General features: G+C 58.4%; 18 protein-coding genes. 15 read left to right on the forward strand and 3 right to left on the reverse strand.

From position 1 onward, the window contains the following. The first annotated feature begins 169 nt into the window (after nucleotides 1-169). The 4 genes from EC9_RS15775 to EC9_RS15790 all read left to right on the forward strand — a co-directional run bounded on the left by EC9_RS15775 (nucleotide 170) and on the right by EC9_RS15790 (nucleotide 4,527). Complete coding sequence (locus EC9_RS15775; RefSeq protein ID WP_145346683.1) at nucleotides 170-2,239, forward strand: type II and III secretion system protein family protein; 2,070 nt, start codon at nucleotides 170-172, stop codon at nucleotides 2,237-2,239. Further along, the gene (locus EC9_RS15780) at nucleotides 2,229-2,804 is read left to right on the forward strand and encodes a hypothetical protein (RefSeq protein WP_246105711.1); all 576 of its coding nucleotides are present in this window, start codon (nucleotides 2,229-2,231) and stop codon (nucleotides 2,802-2,804) included. The genes EC9_RS15775 and EC9_RS15780 overlap by 11 nt, the downstream gene beginning before the upstream one ends. After that, nucleotides 2,801-3,535: a tetratricopeptide repeat protein gene (locus EC9_RS15785; protein WP_145346684.1), complete on the forward strand. Its 735-nt coding sequence runs from the start codon at nucleotides 2,801-2,803 to the stop codon at nucleotides 3,533-3,535. The genes EC9_RS15780 and EC9_RS15785 overlap by 4 nt, the downstream gene beginning before the upstream one ends. Nucleotides 3,536-4,089: 554 nt before the next feature. Further along, nucleotides 4,090-4,527: a RidA family protein gene (locus EC9_RS15790; RefSeq protein WP_145346685.1), complete on the forward strand. Its 438-nt coding sequence runs from the start codon at nucleotides 4,090-4,092 to the stop codon at nucleotides 4,525-4,527. Here EC9_RS15790 and EC9_RS26580 read toward each other — a convergent pair. Beyond that, the gene (locus tag EC9_RS26580) at nucleotides 4,524-4,727 is read right to left on the reverse strand and encodes a hypothetical protein (protein ID WP_218934181.1); all 204 of its coding nucleotides are present in this window, start codon (nucleotides 4,725-4,727) and stop codon (nucleotides 4,524-4,526) included. The genes EC9_RS15790 and EC9_RS26580 overlap by 4 nt on opposite strands. A 12-nt stretch (nucleotides 4,728-4,739) precedes the next feature. Between EC9_RS26580 and EC9_RS15795 the strand changes: the two genes are divergently transcribed. The 3 genes from EC9_RS15795 to EC9_RS15805 all read left to right on the forward strand — a co-directional run bounded on the left by EC9_RS15795 (nucleotide 4,740) and on the right by EC9_RS15805 (nucleotide 8,498). Continuing rightward, nucleotides 4,740-6,032, forward strand: a complete 1,293-nt coding sequence (locus EC9_RS15795) for an MFS transporter (protein WP_218934182.1) — start codon at nucleotides 4,740-4,742, stop codon at nucleotides 6,030-6,032. Nucleotides 6,033-6,164: 132 nt separating this feature from the next. Then, nucleotides 6,165-7,676 (forward strand): sodium:solute symporter family transporter, encoded by a 1,512-nt coding sequence (locus EC9_RS15800; RefSeq protein ID WP_145346687.1) that lies wholly within the window; start codon nucleotides 6,165-6,167, stop codon nucleotides 7,674-7,676. 60 nt (nucleotides 7,677-7,736) lie between these two features. After that, nucleotides 7,737-8,498: an HpcH/HpaI aldolase family protein gene (locus EC9_RS15805; RefSeq protein ID WP_145346688.1), complete on the forward strand. Its 762-nt coding sequence runs from the start codon at nucleotides 7,737-7,739 to the stop codon at nucleotides 8,496-8,498. 194 nt (nucleotides 8,499-8,692) lie between these two features. Here EC9_RS15805 and EC9_RS15810 read toward each other — a convergent pair whose 3' ends face one another. Beyond that, nucleotides 8,693-9,538, reverse strand: coding sequence for an amidohydrolase family protein (locus EC9_RS15810; RefSeq protein ID WP_145346689.1), 846 nt, complete (start codon nucleotides 9,536-9,538; stop codon nucleotides 8,693-8,695). A gap of 243 nt (nucleotides 9,539-9,781) precedes the next feature. Between EC9_RS15810 and EC9_RS15815 the strand changes: the two genes are divergently transcribed. The 6 genes from EC9_RS15815 to EC9_RS15840 all read left to right on the forward strand — a co-directional run bounded on the left by EC9_RS15815 (nucleotide 9,782) and on the right by EC9_RS15840 (nucleotide 14,710). Further along, nucleotides 9,782-10,792, forward strand: coding sequence for a Gfo/Idh/MocA family protein (locus EC9_RS15815; RefSeq protein WP_145346690.1), 1,011 nt, complete (start codon nucleotides 9,782-9,784; stop codon nucleotides 10,790-10,792). Beyond that, on the forward strand, nucleotides 10,792-11,586 hold the full coding sequence (locus tag EC9_RS15820; RefSeq protein WP_145346691.1) for an SDR family NAD(P)-dependent oxidoreductase: 795 nt from the start codon (nucleotides 10,792-10,794) through the stop codon (nucleotides 11,584-11,586). The genes EC9_RS15815 and EC9_RS15820 overlap by 1 nt, the downstream gene beginning before the upstream one ends. Before the next feature lie 354 nt (nucleotides 11,587-11,940). Further along, the gene (locus EC9_RS15825) at nucleotides 11,941-12,810 is read left to right on the forward strand and encodes a sugar phosphate isomerase/epimerase family protein (RefSeq protein ID WP_218934183.1); all 870 of its coding nucleotides are present in this window, start codon (nucleotides 11,941-11,943) and stop codon (nucleotides 12,808-12,810) included. 322 nt (nucleotides 12,811-13,132) lie between these two features. Beyond that, on the forward strand, nucleotides 13,133-13,627 hold the full coding sequence (locus tag EC9_RS15830) for a thioredoxin family protein (protein WP_246105712.1): 495 nt from the start codon (nucleotides 13,133-13,135) through the stop codon (nucleotides 13,625-13,627). A gap of 105 nt (nucleotides 13,628-13,732) precedes the next feature. Next, complete coding sequence (locus tag EC9_RS15835) at nucleotides 13,733-14,263, forward strand: hypothetical protein (RefSeq protein WP_145346693.1); 531 nt, start codon at nucleotides 13,733-13,735, stop codon at nucleotides 14,261-14,263. A 228-nt stretch (nucleotides 14,264-14,491) separates the two neighbouring features. After that, nucleotides 14,492-14,710: an addiction module protein gene (locus tag EC9_RS15840; RefSeq protein ID WP_145346694.1), complete on the forward strand. Its 219-nt coding sequence runs from the start codon at nucleotides 14,492-14,494 to the stop codon at nucleotides 14,708-14,710. 195 nt (nucleotides 14,711-14,905) lie between these two features. On the opposite strand, the gene EC9_RS15845 is transcribed toward EC9_RS15840, so the two are convergent. Continuing rightward, nucleotides 14,906-17,899: an FtsX-like permease family protein gene (locus EC9_RS15845; protein ID WP_145346695.1), complete on the reverse strand. Its 2,994-nt coding sequence runs from the start codon at nucleotides 17,897-17,899 to the stop codon at nucleotides 14,906-14,908. A 518-nt stretch (nucleotides 17,900-18,417) separates the two neighbouring features. Between EC9_RS15845 and EC9_RS15850 the strand changes: the two genes are divergently transcribed. Both EC9_RS15850 and EC9_RS15855 read left to right on the forward strand, forming a co-directional pair. Continuing rightward, nucleotides 18,418-19,191: an ABC transporter ATP-binding protein gene (locus EC9_RS15850; RefSeq protein ID WP_246105713.1), complete on the forward strand. Its 774-nt coding sequence runs from the start codon at nucleotides 18,418-18,420 to the stop codon at nucleotides 19,189-19,191. After that, nucleotides 19,188-21,983 carry an FtsX-like permease family protein gene (locus EC9_RS15855; protein WP_145346696.1) on the forward strand — a complete coding sequence of 932 codons (2,796 nt, stop codon included), beginning with the start codon at nucleotides 19,188-19,190 and terminating at the stop codon, nucleotides 21,981-21,983. Before EC9_RS15850 ends, EC9_RS15855 begins: the two co-directional genes overlap by 4 nt. The last annotated feature ends 17 nt before the right edge of the window (nucleotides 21,984-22,000 follow it).

The raw sequence follows: 22,000 nt of genomic DNA on the forward strand, positions 1-22,000 counted from the left end.
GGATTGAATTGCTTCAAGTGACATTACCGATTGTGCCGAAAGAGAGGCTTGTCTTTGGTCGGACTATTTAACGCTCGAATCTTTCCTTCCTTGTTAGGTGCTGTTGTCACCTTGCTCGGAATCCCAATGGGAAGCACTCCGGCACCATTGTCTGACTGACGGAATCACCATGAAACCATTTCGGTACCGCAAAACGGGGACTCAATCGCCCCGGTCGCGGCTTCTCTGCCTCGCGTGTGGGCTTGTCTGGACTGCTTGGGCATCCGCTCAATCGCCGCCAGATCGCACGTCGCTTGCTCAAGCCCCACTGCTGCAGCCTGCTAACGCAGCCGAACGTCTGCACACGCCAGCGGGTACGGAATTTCCGATCCCAGGCGAACGAGGCACCTTTCCGGCAGCAGGGGAGCGTCGCAGAGCGGATCCGTATCCGAGCTTTCGGCTTCAGAGCGATTTCCCATCGGAATTGATCCTGCCCGCGCCAACGGACCAGGCGATTGACAAAGAGAATCGTTTTATTCCAACGACGATCGATCCCGAGCTGCCGCTCAAATTGGTGCTGGGACGTCCCAAGGTGCTTCAGTTGGCCGACACGCCGACGCGAATCTATACGCCGTCGGAAACGATCATCCGCACCGAAACGATCGATCAACGCAGCGGCAGGGAGGTCGCGGTCACCGGTCTGCAGCCCGGTACGACGACGCTGATCTTTTGGTTCCGCGATCCCACAGCGCCCTCGGGTGAGAGCACGGTCGCGTATGAGGTGCGTGTGTATGCCGATCCGTTGTTCGCGCGTCCCACTGTGGATCTGCAGGAGGAACTGAACACCACCTTTCCCAACAGCTACATCGAACTCAACGAGATCGCTGACCGCTTGATCGTTCGTGGACAGGTCCCCGACACCAACGAGATGTCGCAGATCTTGAACATCCTGTTGGGAACGCGAGCTTCGCAGCCGCCAGCGGATCAAGAAGTTCAGCTGCAGTCGACAACGACGAACCTCAACTTCGCAACTGCAGCTGAGCGGTTGGAAGCCCAACGCGATGCCGACTTCGAGCGGCGTTTGTTCGACCCCGTCGCGTTGGCTCAAGCTGGAATCATCAACCAATTGAAGGTCGTCGGTGAGCAGCAGGTGATGCTCAAGGTCACGGTGGCGGAGGTGAATCGTTCCGCGGCCCGAAGCATCGGCTTGAATTTTGGAGTCAACAACGACAGCGGGTTGACGGTTTTTCAATCACTCACGGGCAATCTTGCTCAGGCCGCGGGCAATGCGGGACAATCGAGCAGCAACATTCTGGCATCGCTCGACATGGGGCAGGTGCAACTGGCCATCGAAGCGCTCCGCCGGATGAACCTTTCACGCACCCTCGCCGAACCGAACCTTGTTGCCATGAACGGCCAACCGGCAGAATTTCAAGCCGGTGGTCAGTTTCCGATTCCGGTCATCAGCAGCGGCGGAACGGGGAACAACTTGCAGGGCGTATCGTTTGTTCCCTTTGGCGTGCAGTTGCAATTCACTCCCGTCATTCAAGATCGCGACGTGATCCGGTTGCAGATGAATGCCGAGGTCAGCACGCGCGACGAGTCGCTGGGGACAAGCATTGGCGGCGGTGGTGGTGGAACACAAGTCGCCGGTTTGAACAGTCGCAACTTTTCGACCACGGTCCAGCTGCGCAGCGGACAAACGATTGCGGTCGCGGGACTGCTGCAAACCAATTACGGAGCCAGTACCGAACGCGTTCCGTTCTGGGGCGACTTGCCCTTCATCGGTGCCACCGGCGGCGTGAATCGCAGCAGCAGCGGCGAACAGGAACTTGTGATTCTTGTCACGCCGCATCTGGTCGCCCCGGTGGATGCGTGCCAACCGTTGCCGCTGCCGGGCGATGATGTCTTTGAACCGAGCGACATCGAATTTTACATCGCCAATCGTTTGGAGAGTCGACGTTCGCGAGACCACCGATCGTCGGTCCGCACCGATTATGCGAGGCAGAAGCGAGCGGAGCACTGTTGTCCCGAACTGTTCATGTTGGGAGATGTCGGTCCAACGGATCGTTGTTGCCCTCGCCCGGCACCTGTACCGCATACCGCCATTGGCACAAGTCGCAATGGAATGCCGACGCCGCCAGTCTTCTCCACCGCACCGACGGAACCGTTGGGATCTGTCGAATCGATTGGGCAAGGCGGTGCCGAGGGGAACTCAGCGTTTGGCAACACAAATCAGCGAGGCCACGATGTTAAATAAGTTCAAGTCTTTCGAATTGGCCGCGGGCGCTTTGACGCTCGTTTCGCTCGCTGCGATCGGATGTGCGTCGCGAGGTGGCTTCATGGGAGTCGATTGTTGTGCAGACATTCCCGCCGGGGCGATTCCCGAACCGGCAGGAGCGAAGCTGTGCGATTGGCAAACCGCTCAGGTCATCAGTGCTGTCGCGGACCAGACGGTCTTCTACCAATCCGACTTTATCGGAACCAGCGCCACGCTCTCTCCCGCAGCGATCGATCGGATGGCACGCAACGCGAACAGTGGGTTGGTATTCAGCCAACCCTCGATCGTGGAACCATCGGGCAACGACCTTCGAGACGCAGCTCGCGTCGAATCGGTCATCGCTCAACTCGCTTCGCTGGGCGTTGCAGCTCCCGTTGTGGAAGTCGCCACCCCCGCGGCTCTCGGTATGCAAGGTCAACTCGCCGAACGCGTTGGCGGTGGTTTCGGCAACCCGATCGCAGGGACGGGCGCACCGATCTCGCAGGCCTCGGGATTTGGCGGGCAAAGCGTTGGTATGAACGTTACTGGGGGCATGTTTCAATGAGTTTGCAATTCAATCGAACCCGGCGATTTTTCGCGGCGCTGATGGTGGTCGCGGTTCCGCTTGCGATTGGTTGCGGCAGTATCGGCAAGAAGCGTGACACCGATTCCGACTTCTTGAAGCCGCTGGCATCGGCGACACCCGATGTCGCAAAGACGAAGCGTCAACCGATGCCTAGCGAACGATCGCTCTGCATGCAGACCGCGAAAACGGTCGCCTCCAAAGGCCACGCCGTAGAAGCGGTCAAACTGTACGAACACGTCGAGCAGCTCGATCCGGCGGGCGAACCGCTCGATGCCGAATTGGCTCCGCTGTACGCCGACCTTGGCAACCACGATGCAGCGATTCAGCGCTATAAACGGATCGTCCAGCGCTCGCCCGACGACAGCGATCTGTCCAACAACTTTGCCTGGACGCTGATGGAATCGGGGCGTTTCGATCAAGCGATCGCCGAAGCGACACGCGGACTGCAAAACGACGCCGGTAACCGCCGCCTTCAATCAACGCTTGCGATGATCCATTATCGCAAGGGGGATTCTGCGGCGGCGCTGCGTCATTTTTCCGAGGCTCTCGGTGAATCGGCAGCCCATCACAACCTCGCGGTCCTAGAGATCGACGCCGGAAACGTCGACTCCGCCAGGGCGCATCTGCAGCAAGCGATGCAGTCGGCCCCGCCCGACGCACAAACGGAGACTCTCCTGGCGGCGCTCGATACGGCGGCTTCTGCACGGTAGCGCGGATTCCACAACGCGCACTCGGGTAATTGCGGCGTGGACTTGCGGGCAGCAGTATCCGATGACGAACTCGGTGGCCGGGCGACGTTTTGAATTTGGGAATTTGGAAAGCTTGGTGGTGCCGCAGCGCGGGAACGCATGCTTCGATCTGTCACCAGCCCTCGGACGCGAAACGCCCGAGTTGTCGCTTGGCGTTGTCTTCTATTATGAAGGCGATATCCGCTGGAAGGAGTTGTCCGAGGCGGCGCACGATCGGTTTACCGGAACGACAACGCCGACTCGCTTCAGGTATTTAGAGGGTGCGGACAGCGCGAAGGGCAAACGTAGGGAAGATCATCCAACACCTGGCGTGCCGCAATGGCGTTTCCCATCACGACGCCGTTCGTGCGGCTTGTTCCGCAGGCCTATTGTCATGGGTTTCGACGCAAGGCAGACGCGGTGCTTGGATTGGCAAATGATAGCCGGGGCGGTATCCTCTTCGGTCAAGTCTTCCGCGGAATTGCGGCATCGTAATTTCAATCCCTCCATCCAGCCTTCACGAAAGAAGTCCCGCTATGTCAGCCCAGCAGAAAGCAACCGATCTCGGAATCGACCTCAGCGATCAGCCTAACGGCTATCTGAATCTCTGCATCAAAAGTGGCAACCAGTTGATCACTTCGGGACACGTCAGCGACATCAAGGGAATTCTCGGCGGCGGATTGTCGGTCGAAGAGGGTTACAAAGCTGCCCGCGAGTGCGCTGAAAAGATCCTTCGTTCGGTCCGCAACACGCATGGAACACTGGACGGTTTGAAGGTCGTCAAGCTGCTCGGGTGCGTTTATTCGGCTCCCGATTTCACCGATCAGCACTTGGTGATCAACGGTGCGTCGGATCTGTTTCACGAACTGTACGGCAAAGATGGCGATGGGTATCACGCCCGCAGCGCCCTCGGCTTTGCCGCCTTGCCAACCGGTGTCGCGGTCGAAGTCGAAGCGGTTTTCGAAATCGTTTAACGAACGTTTGCTGCCGGCAGACGATACCGTAACAAATGAAAAAATGAAAAATGCTCGGTCGGTCCATTGGATCGACTCTCGGCCGACCAATCGCATTGGTCGGTTTCCTCCTGCCGCATTCCTGGTTTGGGAACCGCCACCTGGCTCCCCTCCTTTTCCAACCAGGCTCCATTCACAACCGTCGCAGCGACCTTTCCCACGAGCGCGAATCTATGACGATGGAATCCGAGCGCGAGTCCCCCACACGCATTCGCTATCACGTGATCGGAGCGACGACGCTTGCTGCGGTGATGTTGTATCTGGACCGGATCTGTATCGCGGAGATTGCAAAACTGAAGGAGTTTCGCCAGTCGCTCGATCTGTCCGACGAACAGGTTGGGATGGTGATGTCCGCCTTCTTCTTCTCCTACGCGCTCGCTCAGGTCCCCGCCGGTTGGCTGTCGGACCGCTTTGGCGCCCGGCGAATGATGCCGATCTATATCGCGGTCTGGTCGATCAGCACGATCTTGACGGGGTTTGCCACGGGCTTTGCGATGCTGTTGGTGGTGCGGCTGCTGTTTGGTCTTTCCCAAGCGGGATGTTATCCGACCGCTGGCAGTTTGGTGAAACGTTGGATCGAACTTCCACGTCGCGGGACCGCCAGTAGCATCGTGTCGTTTGGTGGCCGGTTCGGTGGCGCGATCGCACCGCTGCTGACCGCCTGGCTGTTGAAAGACTATTTGAGCTGGCAAATCGTGCTGGCACTGTACGGATTGGCCGGGCTATTTGTGGCGGTCTATTTCTGGCGAATCTTTCGCGAAACGCCGTTGGACCATCCCGCTTGCAACGCCGAAGAACGGGAATTGATCACCCGCTTCGACAGTCCGGACGAAGGAGGCTCCAGCGCTGCGTTTCCGCCGATTCTGACACTCGTCAGCAGCGGAACGATGTGGATGATGTGCGCCTTGCAGTTTGGGGTCAACATCGGTTGGGTTTTCCTGGTCACTTGGCTGCCGACCTATTTGCAGGATGTGAAGCAGGTCGACGCGACAATCGGCGGCTTGATGTCGACGATCGTTTTGTTCGCTGGAATCGGCGGCATGCTGTTAGGCGGTCCGCTGACCGATATCTGTACGCAACGGCTTGGGACGCGATGGGGACGCTCGCTCCCCATCGCCGGTTGTTCTACGGTCGCGCTGTGCGCCTACCTTTCTTGTCTGCACTTGGAATCGGCTTGGTCGTTTGTCATCGCCGCTTCGATTGTCGCATTTATGACCGACATGAGCGTTCCCGCGGTCTGGGCTTACATGCAAGATGTCGGCGGCAAAAACACGGCGGCCGTCTTCGGTTGGGGAAACATGTGGGGCAACTTTGGCGCCGCAGTCACGCCGCTACTGGTCCCCATCGTGCTGAAGAAGTGGGATCACAATGGCGACTGGCACGAAGCGTTTTATCTGTTTTCAGCCGGCTATCTGGTCGCTGCCCTCTGCGCTTTAGGTATCAACGCCCAACGTAAAATTTCATAGCGGCAGTGCCAACGGGTCGTCGCGATCAATCCGCCCGATTTCACGATCGGTGTCGCATCGACTAGAATCGGGGCCCTCGCCCCCTCTCACCCCACCTAATCTCTTCACGCCTCTCTCAACCCACCACAGACAATGGCCATCATCGACTGGATTATTTTGTTTCTCTATGCCACGTCCACGATCGGGCTCGGCTGGTATTACGGTCGCAAGCAGGAGGATACCAGCGAATATTTCGTCGGCTCCGGGCAGATGAATCCCATCCTGATCGGGATTTCGTTGTTTGCGACGCTGTTGAGCACGATCAGCTATCTGGCGATTCCGGGCGAAGTGCTCGGCAAAGGGCCGATCTATCTGACCAACTATCTCGCCTACCCGTTTGTCTATCTGTTTGTGGCGTTGGTTCTGCTGCCCGTCTACATGCGGCAGCGGGTGACCAGTGCGTACGAATTGCTCGAGAACCAACTGGGGCTCAGTATCCGATTGCTTGGCGCAACGATGTTTGTGTTGCTGCGACTTGTATGGATGTCGTTACTCGTATTTTTAACCGCCAAAGCGATCGCGATCATGATCGGGGTCGGCGACGACATGGTCCCTTGGATCGTTTTGGTCACCGGAATCTTTGCGGTCACTTACACTTCGTTGGGCGGACTGCAAGCGGTGGTGATCACCGACACGATGCAAACGCTGTTGCTTTACGGCGGGTCGTTATTGGTACTTGGCGTGGTCACCTACCAGATGGGCGGACTCGGATGGTTCCCATCGGAATGGCCCGGTGATGCTTGGGATTCCCAACCGATCTTCAGTCTCGATCCAGCGACCCGAGTGACCGTGTTCGGATCGGCCCTTTCGGTCTTTCTTTGGACGGTCTGCACATCGGCCGGCGATCAAGTATCCGTGCAACGGTTCATGGCGACCAAGGATGTGAAGGCCGCGCGGCGAGCCATCGCGATCCAATTGATTGTTGCCATGGTGGTCGGAGCCACACTGGGACTCGTGGGAATCGCGTTGCTTGGATATTTTCAGGCCCATCCTGAATTTATGCCCAAGGACGTGTCGCTCAAAGCACAAGCGGACGGTTTGTTTCCACACTTCATCGCCTCGCATCTGCCGCCGGTCGTCACCGGTTTGGTCGTGTCGGGACTGTTTGCCGCAGCGATGTCCAGTATCGATTCGGGGGTCAATTCGATCACCGCCGTCGTGATGACCGATTACCTGGATCGCTTCGGCCGGAAACCCGCGACGGAGAAGAAGCATCTTCTGTATGCCCGATCGTTGGCGGTCGCCATTGGAACCACCGTCGTGTTGATCAGCACCTTCATGGAATACATTCCCGGAAACTTCATGGCGGTGACGAACAAAACCGTCAACTTGCTGTCAGTCCCGATTGCGTTACTGTTCTTCTTTGCCCTATTTGTACCTTTCTCAAACGCACTTGGCGTTTGGATCGGCACGGTGGCAAGCGTCGGCGTTGCAGTGACCATTGCATTTTCAGGAGTGATCTTCGGAACCGATCCCGACACGGGATTGGATCCGATCAGCTTCCAGTGGATCGCGCCAGCGTCTCTACTGGCAGGTTTAACTGTGGGCACGACGGCCTGCCTCCTTTGTGCACCGCTGTATCCCTCAAAAAGCAAAGGCCGTTAGTCTTCGGCAACGCGGAATCTAAACCTCTTTTCTAAACAAACATTACAAGCGACACGGACGATGAGAAAAAGTAAAACGCTCGCAAAAATACGCCAAGGCGAAGTGATCAAGACATGTGTTATCGGCCACTATGTGCCGGCTTATGTCTGCCACGCGGCGCGGGCGGGGTACGATTGCATTTGGATCGACTTGGAACATCGGGCGATGACGACCCGTGAGGTCGAAGCGCTCCTCGCCTTTTCCCATCTGTACGACATCGACTTGATGATCCGCCCTCCGACACTGGAGAAAACCGGGCTGTGTCGGTATCTCGAAGATGGCGCCGCCGGGTTGCTGATCCCTCACGTCTCGACAGCTGAAAAAGCGAAGATGCTGGTCGATGCGGTCAAGTTCCCGCCGATCGGAGATCGCGGAATCGACAACGCTGGCCTGGATGCCGACTTCTATATCCACGATGCCGACGAATATGTCGCCTGGGCGAACCGCGAAACCTTCTTGTGCGTGCAGATTGAAACGCCCGAAGGGGTTCGCAATGTGGAAGAGATCGCTGCGATCGAAGGGGTCGACATGATCTTCGTGGGTCCCGGGGACCTGGGACTGCGATTGCGTCAGAGCGGAGAGATGACGCTCGACCAGGCGTGGGAGATTGTTGCAGCTGCCTGCCGCAAACATGGCAAAGCGTTTGGCGGTCCGACGCTGCCGACCGCAGAGATGCAAAAGCGGAAGGACCTGGGAGCGCAACTGCTGGTCAACAGCAGCGAATTCCAGAGCTGGTCCGCTGCGCTTGCCCAAGACGGTCAGCGGTTCAACGATCTGACCTGAGCGACACCTGTCGCTCGTAAGTTAAATTTCGGGAGCGGCTTGTTTAATGGCAATACGGCTCAACGAAGGAGCCTCGGACCGTCGAAGGAACTAGCGGCGGGATGTAGTGGACGAGGTTACGAGTCCCAGCGATTTGGTCTGATGCAAAAGGATTCGTAACCTCGTCCACTACGCTTCGTTGAACGGTATTGTGTTTAACGGATCCCTAAGATCTCAAAGCCGTCTCGATGGATCAGTTGTTCGATCTTTTGATCGTCCAACCGGGGCAAGTTGGTCCCTTCAACCATCGTGTTCAACTTCTGCAATCCCGCGATCGAATCGTTCACCGTGGTGAAGGGGTAGTCCGAACCGAACAGCAGCTTGTCCCAAACGCCATACTCCTGCACCAGCATCAGGCTGTTGTAGAGCTGCCACGGGCGATAGTGCAGCGCACTGATGTCGGAATAGACGTTGGGATGTTTGCGAATCGTCGCCACGCACTCTCCCTCGTAGGGATGACTCAGGTGAGCCAACACAAACCGGATCTCCGGATAGCGGGTTGCCACCGGATCGATCAATCGGGGCAGGGTGTACTTCAGCGGTGCCTGGCGGATAAACGTGGTCCCGGTATGCAGCAACACGGGCAACGATTTCTGTTGGACATATTTCCACAGCGGTTCCAAACGCTCGTCGTCGACGCCAAACCCGGCATACATCGGCAACAGCTTGACACCGCAAAGCCCCAGTTCCTCGTGACCGTGCCGCATTTCGCGTTCCCAGTCCGATTGCGTTGGGTCGATGGAAAGGAAGCCGCGAAGATGTTCGCTATCTTTTGCGACATATTCCGCGACATAGTTGTCGTCGACCCACAGACCGCTCAAGCGAGCTTTGCCGCCGAACACAACCGTCCGCGTTCCCTGCGGTGCCGTGTTGCGGTAGTCTTCCAATCGAATCGTCAGATCGACAACGGCTCCCGCCTTTGCCGCCGAAGCTTGCCGCATGAACTCGTCGTCAAACGCATCGGGGAAGGGCCAGGTATGGCTGTGGATGTCGGTGATCATGGGATTTCCTTATTCACGGCGGGTAACAGCAACACGAAGAACCGGGACACCTTCGGCCGCGTTCTGTTGTCGCCGCAGGTCGGTCGACAGCGCGTCGAACCATCCAACGGGCGGTCCTCGACGAGCGTCAAAGAGTTGTTTGAACGAGCCGAAGCGGGGCGTCTCGCTCTCTTTTTCAAATCGGTTTATTTATAGGGGCTGCCGCCCCGTGCGTGGTGAAACGATCGAGTACAATCTGCGATTATGACAGAAAACTCAAGCATTCTTGTGATCGGTGCCGGCTCCATCGGAGAACGCCACCTGCGTTGTTTCCAATCGACGGGCCGCTGTAAAATGGCCTTCTGCGAACCGATGGACGACCGACGTCGGGAGGTGTCCGAGCGTTATGGGGTCAACGGTTACCCGTCGTGGGAGCAAGCGTTGGAGAACGAACCGTTCTCGGCAGCCGTGATTGCGTCGCCCGCTCCGATGCACATCCCGATGGCCCGCGGATTGGCCGATCGCGGTCTCGATCTGTTGATCGAAAAACCGCTCAGCTTGAAACCTGACGGCATCGCCGAGTTGCTCGAAACGGTCCGCCAGAAAAATCTGCGCGTTGGCGTCGGGTTCGTCTACCGCGCCCTACCCGCTTTGCAGAACATGCGGGCCGCGGTTCAATCGGGGCAGTTCGGTCGGATCGTGCAAATCCAAGTCACTTCCGGTCAAAACTTTCCGTTCTACCGGCCCGCCTATCGAGACATCTACTATGCCGATCCGGCGCAGGGTGGCGGATTGATCCAAGACAGCTTGCCCCATCAATTGAACGCCGTCGAATGGTTTGCTGGCCCTGCCACGAAGGTTGTCGTCGATGCATCGCACGAAGTGCTCGATGGCGTAGAGGTGGAAGACACTCTGAACCTGATCTCCCGGCATGGCAGCGTGATGTCCAGCATCAGCGTCAACCAGCATCAATATGTCAATGAGTTTGTGATCACGGTGTTGTGCACCGAAGGAGCCGTTCGCTGGGAACTGAAAGGCCAACGTTGGCTCGCAGCACGGGAGATCGGCGGCGATTGGACCGAGATGGAATCGTTTGTGCATGAGCGGGATGACTATTACATACGGCAAGCCGAGGCGTTCTTGGACCTGCTCGACGGTCGGGCCGATCCGTTGTGCTCGTTGGACGATGGTATCAGCACGCTGATGTCGACACTGGCGATTTCGAAATCACGCAAAACAGGCAGCTGGGAAACGGTACAGCCGGTAAACATCTAATGAACGATCCAACGATTCAAAATCTTTTTGATCTCTCCGGCCGAGTCGCGTTGATCAGCGGAGCGACCGGTTGGCTTGGCAGCGCGATGGCGCGAGCGCTTGCCGAAGCGGGGGCTTCAGTGATCGTCGCGAGCCGCGATCGAGACAACGGTGCCGCCGCCGCTGCGTCGCTGCCATGCGCCGACGGCACGCAACATCACTGCGTCGTGATGGATCAGCTGGATGACGATTCGATCGAACGAGGGTTTGCCGACGCGGTCTCATTGGCTGGTGGCGTCGATATCCTGATCAACAACGGCAATGCGGCGGACAGCCACGATTTGACCGACGTCACGGCCGAACAGTTCAATCGCGTGATGCGGAATGTCACCGGCTACTTTTTGCTGTCGCGATTGCTGCGAGACCATTTGGTCGGGCGTGGTGCCTCCGGCAGCATCGTCAATATCGGGTCGATGTATGGTCTCGTCGGTTCCTACCCCGATACTTACGAAGGGATCTGCCCCGCCAGTCCCGCGTCGTACCATACGCTCAAGGGAGGCATCATCCAATTGACGCGGCACCTTGCCGTTTATTGGGCTCGCGACGGTGTTCGTGTTAATTGTCTCAGTCCCGGTCCCTTCCCAACGCAAAAGGCGCCGCCGGAAATGGTCGAGCGTCTGAAGACCAAGTCGCCGATGAATCGGATGGGCTTGCCCCACGAAGTCAAAGGGGCCTTGCTGCTGTTGGCGAGCGATGCAGGCAGCTACATCACCGGCCAAAACCTCACGGTCGATGGCGGCTGGACCGCTTGGTAGTCCAGCCCGCGGACTACGGACACCGTCGTCAACGCGCCAGTCAAATCATTGGTTCCGTTTTGAGGTAGCATTCGCCGCGCGATAGCCTCCGGTTCTCTTCAACAACGCAGCACGGACGCGTGCCGGCTAATACCTCGAATTGAAACACTGAATAGCCCTGTTTGCCCGAGCACGACACTCAACCACAACGTGTTGATTCGTGCTAAGATGAGCATCCCCACCTATGGATTCCTTCCGATCGGTGAAACGATCACTGCGACAACTGCTGCTTCACGATGGCGGCGGTTGTTCCTCTGGATGCCCACATCAAACGATGTTGGCAACGTCACCCCATCTCTCCACAAGAGCGACAAAATGATGAAAAGAAGAAATTTTTTAGCCACAACGACGATTGCCTCCGCAGGCTTGCTTGCATCGCAGCCGCGACTTGCCACAGCGGGCGAGAAGGCCGACGGAATGAAACTTGGCCTGGTGACCTACAACTGGGGACGCGACTGGGACGTTCCGACGTTGATTCGCAATTGCGAGGAGACCGGATTTCGCGGCATCGAATTGCGCAGCACGCACAAGCATGGCGTCGAGATCTCGCTGGACGCGGGGCAGCGCAGCGAAGTCGCCAAACGCTTCGCCGATTCGGACGTCGAATTGGTCGGACTGGGAAGCGCTTGCGAATACCACTCCCCCGATCCAGCGATCGTGAAAAAGAACATCGATGAAACGAAACAGTTCATCAAGTTGTGCGCCGACGTTGGCGGCAGCGGAGTCAAAGTGCGTCCCAATGGGATTCCGAAAAATGTTCCCATCGAAAAGACGTTGAATCAGATCGGAATGTCGTTGCGTGAGGTCGCAAAATTTGGGGCCGAACATGGCGTCGTGATTCGGTTGGAGGTGCACGGACGCGACGGCTCTGCGGAGCTGCCCAACATCCATCGGATGATCGAGGTCGCCGATCACCCCAACGCGGTTGTCTGCTGGAACTGCAACAACTCCGATCATTCCGGCCAAGGCCTGCAGCACAACTTCGACCTGGTCAAAGAAAAGATCAACGTCGTCCACATCCACGATCTGCGATCCGACATCTACCCTTGGGAACAGCTCTTCGCAATGTTAAAGCAGGCGAAGTTCACGGGCTGGACCCTGCTGGAAGATGGGAAAGTTCCCAACGACATCGTTGCTGCGATGCACGAGAATCGCAAAGTCTGGGACGGTCTCGTCGCCAGCTGATTCGTTCTGACTCTACTCATTTAGCAGCAACTTGCGTTGCCAGTAAATCGCCACGCCACTTCCCCTGTCGCGATGAGTGCCGATCGATATCGGCAGGACTGAAGTGGCTCATTTCGTGGCGGCTGGCGATACCGATCGCCCCGCCCACAGCTCTCGCGTTCGGCAGCTCGGGCAAGGTTTTCAAAAAAATAGCGCCCTCATCGGTTCCGTTTTGTGCCTTAGGACTGTCCCAGATCTGCTGGACGTCGCCGCCAGCACAGGCTGGTGCGTGTCGCGTCGCACAACTTTCCTACAATCGCACCCGATGACCCCTGATGATTCCGTGAGTAACGCTTCGTCTCTAACCGCTGCTCCGACAAACGCCTCCAGAAAAAGGTTCTTCCACTTTTGGCGGTGCTTCTGGCTCGCGTTTCTCGTCATTTCACTCGGCTACGCTTGGTACTGTTTCTACGTTCCGACAAACCGCGTCGCTTGGGCCGACGATTTTGATACGGCGCAACATCAAGCGGTCGCCGAAGGCAAACCGATGGTCCTCTTTTTCACGAGCCAGTGGTGCGTTCCGTGTCGGATCATGAAACGGACCGTCTGGGCGGACGATCAGGTGTCGGCGTTGGTCAATGAGTCGCTGGTCCCTGTGGCGATCGACATTTACGATCCTCGATCGAGTGCAACGGTCGCTCGATATCAGGTGGGGGCAACGCCGCTTACTGTAGTGACCGACTCAACGGGGAATGTGCTTCAGTGGAAACAGGGAGGCATGTCGAAAGCGGAATTTTTGGAACTGCTTGATGAGGCAAAAGAGCTTGCAGAGAGTTAGTCGACGCGGCTCTAGCGACGCGTAAACAAGACGTAGTGCGGACGGCTGGTGCTGAGCAAAGGCCACGGTGGAACGCAAGCAAACCGATAGGAAGTTTGAGCTCCAATGAAAGAGATCGAATCGCATCCCCCCGATCCCAATCCGACCCTGCTCTATCATTACGAGCGGAAACAGCGACATACCGCATTGGTTTTGTTGTTCAATATGGTGGTCCTGTTCGCAATGTATGCTGCCGCTCACAAATGGATCGAACCGGGCGAAGCAAGGGCTCAGCTGTTTTATTGGATCAACATCGCGGTCCCCGTGGTCGAAGTTTGTTTATTGCTTTTAGCCATCTACTTTTGGCTGAATAATGGCAGATTCCGACTGTCGGTCGACACGAATCGATTCACGATCGACGACCCGATTTCGAAGACCAATTCGTTTTCGGTTCCGGTGAGTGAGATTGAAGGGATCCGCCAAACATATCGAAATCACACCAACTACACCACGACCGTGATGTATATGAAGTCGGGGGAAACGATCCAACTCACTCCGAACTACCACTACAGTCGCCGAGCGCTCTATGACGCATTAAAAGAGGCAACCCCCACGATCCAATTGCCCGAACATCCGTATCGCTTTAAGCAAGTGTGAGCATCAGAAGCCGTGCAACGACGATTTCGTCCGGGCCACGCAGCGATTCGAAGAAAACGCCGCTATCGACTGACTCGGGCAAGTTGACGCTATTTGGGGAACGCGGCATGACTGAACGCGGCATGACTGAACGTGGCTGGTCGAGCGTCGTCCGGCAATTGCGTGGCCAGCGAGGCTTGGAATGGAAGGTTGTTCAACCTGCTGATACAATCCTCCTGGAGGAACGCCATGAACCTTGAAACCATTATTGACGGGCTTTCCCGCGATCAGCAAATCATCGCGATGGAAATGCTCTGGAAACGGCTTTCACAAGGCCCAGACAACGCCGCGCCACCGACATGGCACCGTGACATCGTCGCCGAACGTGTCGCGGGGCTGCAAGACGGCACGGAATCGCTTAGCGACTGGGCCGATGCAAAGAAACGCCTCGCCGTCCGCTTGCAATGAAGATTCGGATCACCAAGGGTGCCGAACACGATCTCGAACGGGGAGCCGATTTTTACAACCAAATCCGGGCTGAACTAGGAATCTACTTAACGACTGTCTCAACTCGGGCATTGGTTGATTCTCTGCTTTTCTACGCGGACATGCGGTTAGTTTCACATGGATTGCCGTAAGTCGACGTTTATCGCTGACGTCCGCCTACTGCGTCGCCCTTCCCGCTTGCAGCAGGGCCAACGGTTCGGCGCGGCCGGTTCGCATTGCGGGCCACAGGCCGGCCAGCAGGCAGAGGATCAAGGTCAAGCCGAAGCCGAATCCGAGTTGGCTCCAGGGGATGCGGAAGGAAGGGGGCCCGGCGAACCAGCCGCCAAACTGTGCCATTCCCACGCCACACCAACCGGCGATCAATCCGAAGGTCAGACTGAGCAAGCAGGCGGCCAGGGCGATCAGCAGCGTTTCGGCAAAGACCAGCCGAATCAATTGATCGCGTGTCACGCCGATCGAACGCATCACGCCAAACTCCCACGTTCGCGATCGAACCGACGCGATGATCGTATTGGCAACGGCCAGCGACATCACCACCAGGGTGATCAACGGCATGTAGCTCATTCCCCAGATCATCCCGTCGGCATGTTTCCTGATCGCCGTGCGGACTGTTTCCGTTGCCGTCATCCGAGCGAACGGCCGGTACGCTTTCACTTCTCCCACGCCGGTCGCTTGAAATGTCTCGCCCGCCTGTTCCTCCGCGATCGCTTGGAATCGCGTTTCCATCGTTTCTAAGTCCTGCCCCGGTTCAAAATTCACCCAGAAGAATTCGGTCCTCGGCAGGTGAAAGTCGGTTTTCACGGCGGCTCGGTCGGTAAACAAGAGGGTGCCGGTGCGGACAAAATGTCGACGGACGCCCGAGAACTTGGTCATCCATTGCCATCCGGGCAGCGACACGATCCCGGCGATCTCGTACCGGACACGCTCCTTTTCGGCGGCGGGTGGAATCAGAGTCACGGTATCGCCGATCCCCAGCCCCGAAGCCATCGCAAAGTCTTCCGGGATCACACAGTGCTTGCCATCTGCCAGCAGTTCGATCGCCGAATCGCGGTCCCCTGCCACAAACTGGACATCGGCGATCGGATGTTCACCTCCAAAGGCTGCTCGAGGATCGAGTCCAAAGACGATCCCGTTGTCCCCTCCCATGCGCAGCCGCTTCGGTGGTCCCACGTCGCCCCAATCGAACTTCGCCTGTTCGATCGCCAGCGGCATCACGTCGTCCGCTTTCACGCCGTCGACCTCCGCGACCCGCGATTCCTCTTGCTCGGACAGCCCTACCGGATGAAACGCAACCAACGCGTCGGGCATCCAATCGCCCGGCGTGAACGGGACCAGCATCGAATAGCCCCAAGTCTGAGTCGACGCGAACAGCCCCAATCCGACCGACAGCGCCAACGTCGCACCAACGCTGCGCCACAGGTTGCTGGCCAATTGGGGCTTCATCATCCGTTGGTCCAATCGCAACAGACGCGTGACCAGCGGTGCAAAGATCCGTTCGCACAAGACAACGATCGCTGGGGCCAACAGGATCATGCCGATCAACAGCAGAGGGTAGGTGACAAACGAGTAACACCATTTCCGTGCCTCATCCGACAAAGGCATCGCGAAGACGGTGATCGGAGTCGCGGTGACCATCACCAAACCGAGGACTCCCAACGCGATCCACCAATGGAATCGAGGTGACGCGGTGCGCGGCGACATCGCGTCCAGCGGTTGAATTCGCAACGCACGCCAAGCTGGCACGATCGCGGCTCCGAGTGCTCCGACCAACACGGTCACTCCCGTCAATAAGACGCAGCCCCAACCCAACACGGCACCGGAGCTGAACAGGCCGGGCAGCAGGCGGCTGCCAACCAACACCATCAGCCACCCCGCCAACAAACCTCCGCCCCAACCGATCATCGCCAGGACAACGCTTTCGATCGCGATGATCCCAGCGATTTGAGACCGCGTTAACGCGACGGCACGCAGCATCGCAAACTCTCGGGCCCGCTCGCTCACGCCCATACTTAGTGTCGAAAAGATGATGAAGATCGCGGCCAGTGAAGCCATCCCGGTCGCGGCCCAAGCTTGCGATTGCTGTCCCGAGACGCTGCGACTCGATTCCATCCCCCCGCGGACCGCTTCGAAGTCGATAAGTTGCATTGCCGGCTTGTTGGAGGCAAATCGCGCCTGCCAAGCTTCGCGAAACTGGGCGACTGTGACGGTATCGCGCAGTGCGACTTGAAGCACTTCCGGTTTCGTTTCATAACCGTTGACCTTGGCGGCAATCGCCGGGCGAACATAAAGAGCATCGGTTGCAATTCCGGATCCGAAGCCGGTCGGCAGCTGGATTTGCGATCCTTCCGCTTGGGGCTTTGCTTTCCCGCCTCGTCCGCCAGGGCCCGCCGGTCCGTTCGCTTTGCCACCTGCCAGTTTTGCCGATGCATCACCGCCACGCTCCTGACCTCCTTCCCCCTTTTCGCCACGGCTAGCCCCGCCACGCTTGCCGCGTCCGCCCGGTGTATTCAGTGAAGGTGCCAAGTCGACTTGTTCAACGATCCCGATGACGTCCAGCTTGACTTGGTTGCCAAAGCTGGTGACCAGGATCTCGTCTCCCACCGCAACTTTTAACTCTTTGGCAACCTGTTCGGCAACCACAACGTCGTTGGCATCGCCATCGCTGTCGAGCCAAGTGCCGTCGACCATTTCATAAGGTGCTTCGGCCGCCGGAGTGCTGACCAGTTTGGGGCCGATCGGCGGGGCTCCATTAACCGGCGGGCGACTGCCGATCAACAGCCCCAACGGCGACGTATCCACTTCGTCGTCCGAAGCCTTCGCGACACGCGTCGCCGTGACGCGATAGTTGCTGGTCGGGTTGACCTCCAAGACGCCCGCGTCCTGTTCCAGTTCTTCGATCAGTGCCGCCGGAACCGCTGGCGTCGATGCGCCGGGAGGCCCAGCCGGTTTGGACATCACCAACACGTCGTAGCGACCAAGGTACTTTCCGGCATTCTCATCAAACTGGCTGACCAACGCGTCGTAACCACTTGCGACCCACACGACGGCACATGTCGAAGCGATCACGCCGAGCGTCGTGATGACGGCTCGCCCCGGATGGCGACGCAGTTGGGACGAGACGAGTTTGAAGAGGAAACGGAGATTCGTCATAGGGGGCAATCGTTTGCAGATGGGATCATTTCAGGTGGGGGCAGAAGCACCAGGCCAAGCTCGTCTTGCACATCGCGTGCCCAACGCCGATGGCTGATCGCTTTTTGCGGCCACCGCGGCGGAAAGTCGAACCAGGCGGACAAAATTCCATTGGTGGCCTGCCTTTTGCTACTTGGCGTCTGCACGGTAATGCCGTCCCGTTGGCGGCATTCCGTTTTGTCATCCATCCCCAACGCTGGCGACTGTCCGGGGGTGGAAAATCGCTTTTAACCTGCCGGTTGCCCGACCGTGTGCCACGACGTAATTTCCGCCGCCCGTGGCGGATCTTCCGTCGGGGAGGTCGCCTGAAGGCTCGACTTCAACACAACAATCCAAGTTGCGCGGAGATCGCCTGAAGGCTCCACTCCAACACGACAAACCAATTTGCGCGGAGATCGCCTGAAGGCTCGACTCCAACATGGCGATTCAACCTTCGCTTCACGCTGTTCCCTCTCCCCATTTAGCCCCTAAGAAAATACGTGCTTCAAACGAAATCCTCCTCCCAAGCCATTCCGTTAGACGTCCAGCAAGTTGTCAAGAAGTATCCACAAGGAGGGACCGTCGTTCATGCGTTGGACGGTGTCAGTCTTTCCGTTGAGCCAGGTGAATTCGTCGCGATCATGGGAGCAAGCGGATCGGGCAAAAGCACTCTGCTGCATGCAATGGCTGGTTTGATCGACGTCGATGCGGGGCGCGTGCTGGTCGCCGGGCAGGACTTGTCCCAGCTGGCCGATGGTCCGCTGACCCGGTTCCGCCGCGACAACCTCGGGATCGTCTTTCAGGCATACAACTTGATCCCTAGCCTCTCGGCCGAGGACAACATTCGATTGCCAGCTCCCAAGAGCTTGGGAAAACAGCTCGACGCCACCGTCGATGAACTCTTCGAACGCTTTGGAATGACCGCACGACGGCACCATAAACCGGGAGCGCTCTCCGGGGGCGAACAGCAACGGATCGCGATCGCTCGGGCGCTGATCTGCAATCCAACGATCCTGTTGGCGGACGAACCGACCGGCAGCCTCGATTCGGTCACCGGTACTCAGATTTGTGAATTGCTGCGCGACTTGGTCGACAACCAAGGCCGCTCGATCGTGATGGTCACCCACGAACCGCACGTCGCGATGTGGGCCGATCGGATCTGCGTCCTCAAAGATGGAACCAACCTCGCCGAGCTGCAGACCGATGGCCGCCGCGATCCGCAAACCGTCGCTCAACAGTACCAAGAGGCACTCGGCGCGGAGACGGTTGCATGAACAAGATCCTACAACTCGCCATCGCCTTCTTGCGCGAGCGCAAAGCCCGGACGATCCTAACCACGATCGCAACCGCTGCGGCGGTCAGCATGGTGATCTGGGTCACCAGCAGCTACGAAGCACTTCACAAAACCTATGATGAATACGCCAACCTAGCGCTCGGTCGCTACGAGCTGGCGATCGCGCCGATCAGTGGTGAACCGACCGATTTCGTGCCTCCCGAATCGATCGCTCCGCTGTTGGATGACCCTGCCGTCCTTGCTGTCGATGCGATGTGGGCCGGACGGATCTCAGTGCTGGAACTGAAAGACCAGCCGCTCCCCGGCGATCAACCGGGCGGTGGCGGCGGTTCGGGTTCGGGATCGAACAGCCCTTTGCCGTCGCTGATGTTTCTCGCCACCGATGCTCCCGAGCCGCCGTTCGAGATGCTGCAAGGCGAATGGATCGATTCGACGGCAGAGGATGCGAGCGGTGAACTGCCCAGCATCGTTGTTCGCGCCGATGTCGCAAAGCGGCATGGGATTGCCGTCGACGATCGACTGACGCTGGAACTGCCGCGACCAAACCAAGCGGGCGAAACGACGCTACCGGTTCGCGTCGGTGGGATCGTCAACGCGCCGACGCTCTTCGGAGCTGGCTCGACGGGCATCCCGATGTTAACGCCCAGCTCGGGGCAAGCATTCCTCTCGGTTCCCCTTGTGGAACGCGTCACCGGCGAGCCGTTTCAAATCAGCTTGTTGGGCGTCGCCGTCGATCCGGAGGCGGACATCACGAAGTTCCGCTTCAGCTGGGGGCCGCGGTTGAGCGACCATTTGGTCCCGCTGCAGTTCCAGCAAGCGTTCGAGATCGAAGAGGCTCTGGACCAAGCTTCGGCCGCTCAAAACGTCCGCATGCAATCGTACGCGGCGACCGGTGTCGCGATGTTGGTTGCGATGCTGGTCATCTTTTGCTCGCTGAGCATGGGAGTGACCGAACGGATTCGCCAGTACGCGATCTTGCGAGCTGTCGTGCTGACGCGCGGACAGGTCGGTCTGCTGATCGTGATCGAAGGCCTTGTGTTGGGCAGCATCGGGCTGGTCGTTGGCATCGCTTTGGGGTGGGGGCTGTTGAAGGTCGTCGAAAGCCTGTTCAGCAGTTTGCTGTATCACGGCGTTGGGTTTGGGACCAGCAGTCTAACTCTCGCGGCGATCGCAGCGATCGGCGGGGCGTTGTTGGCGTCGATCATTCCGGCCTATAACGCGACGCGCGTGAAACCGGTCGACGCGATGGCGCCGCGGCAATCGTCGACCGACGCGTCGTCGGTGACGTGGCCGAGTCTTGTGATCGGATCGATCCTGTTGGCGATCGGCCCATTGGTGGCGTTTGTCTTTCCGCCGGGCGAGAGCAGGATCTGGCTGGCGATGGCAGCAAGTTTCGCCAGCATCGCGATCGGGTTTGTGGTCCTCGCGCCGTCGATCGTCGTCTTTGTCGACCGCTTGCTCGGGCCGCTGCTGGCTCGGATCTTCGCTATCGATACCAAGCTGCTGGCCAGCCAGATCACCAACAATATTTGGCGGACCGTCGGCGCATCGGTCTCGATGGCGTTTGGCTTAGGCTTGTTTGTCGGGATTCAGGTCTGGGGCTTTACAATGCTGGAAGCCTTTGTCCCCGGCGACTGGACTCCCGACGCGATCGCGGTGATCAAGCCGGGTTTGCCGGTCGATCAGGTCGATAAAATCGCCGCTTTGTCCAATGTCGACGCCAACCGTTGCTTGCCGCTGGTCGTCGAGCAACCGCGGCTGGTCGACGACCTCACCGGCAGCGCCGACCGACCGTCGGTGATTCGACAGGACAATGTGATCATCGTTGGCTTGGATCCCGAAGGAGCGTTTGCCGGCGAAAACCCGCTTTTGCAACTCGATTGGGTCGCTGGCAATCCAGAGCAGGCCGTGGCGAGGATGAAGCAGGGGCACGCATGTATCGTCCCCGACCACTTCCTTAAAGAAACCGGTTTGAAGGTCGGCGAGACTTTGGCGGTCGATCCGCCTCGCAATGCCGGCGCGACCGCGGTCTATACGATCGCCGGTGCCGTGCGGTTACCCGGCTGGCATTGGCAAACCAAACTGACCGGCTTGAGACCGCGAACCCATCGCGCCGCGGCGCTCATTTTTGCCGACTACGATTCAGTCGCCGACGACTTTGACTTGCCGGTCGCTTCGCACGTCTGGTTTTCTTACGCTCGTGGCGAAGCGGATGTAGAAGCGATCGAACGGGCGATCTCGGGAATGGTCGACGCGCTTGCCATCGACCGAACCGGAGACGAAGAAATCAGTGCGCGCGTTGTATCTATCGACAGCATCCGTGCCCGACTGCTCAACGGTGCTCGACGCTGGTTGTGGATGATCAGCGTGCTGCCACTGGTCACGTTGTTGATCGCTTGCATCGGCGTCTTGAACGTGATCCTGGCTTCGGTCCGAGCGCGGCGATGGGAGTTTGGCGTCCTGCGTTCGATCGGCTTCACCAGCAGCGAACTGGCCCGCGCGATCCTTGTCGAAGGGTTGATGATCGCCTTGGTCGCGGGCGTCTTGAGCATCGGGTTCGGCATCCTCAGCGGATGGTGCGGCGCCGCATTGGCGCAATACGTCAGCTTCTTCGGCGGGCTGCATCCACCGATGGTCATCCCCTGGCTTCCGATCGTCATCGGTGTGTTGATCGTCCAGGTGTTGGGCCTCCTGACCGCCACCTGGCCCGCGATCACGATTCGCCGAACCCGGCCGATGCCCCTGCTGCAAGCCGGCGGCGATTTCGCCTGAGTTGACGTCGCGCCGTC

Origin of the sequence: Rosistilla ulvae (assembly GCF_007741475.1) — a bacterium.
GTDB classification, from domain to species: domain Bacteria; phylum Planctomycetota; class Planctomycetia; order Pirellulales; family Pirellulaceae; genus Rosistilla; species Rosistilla ulvae.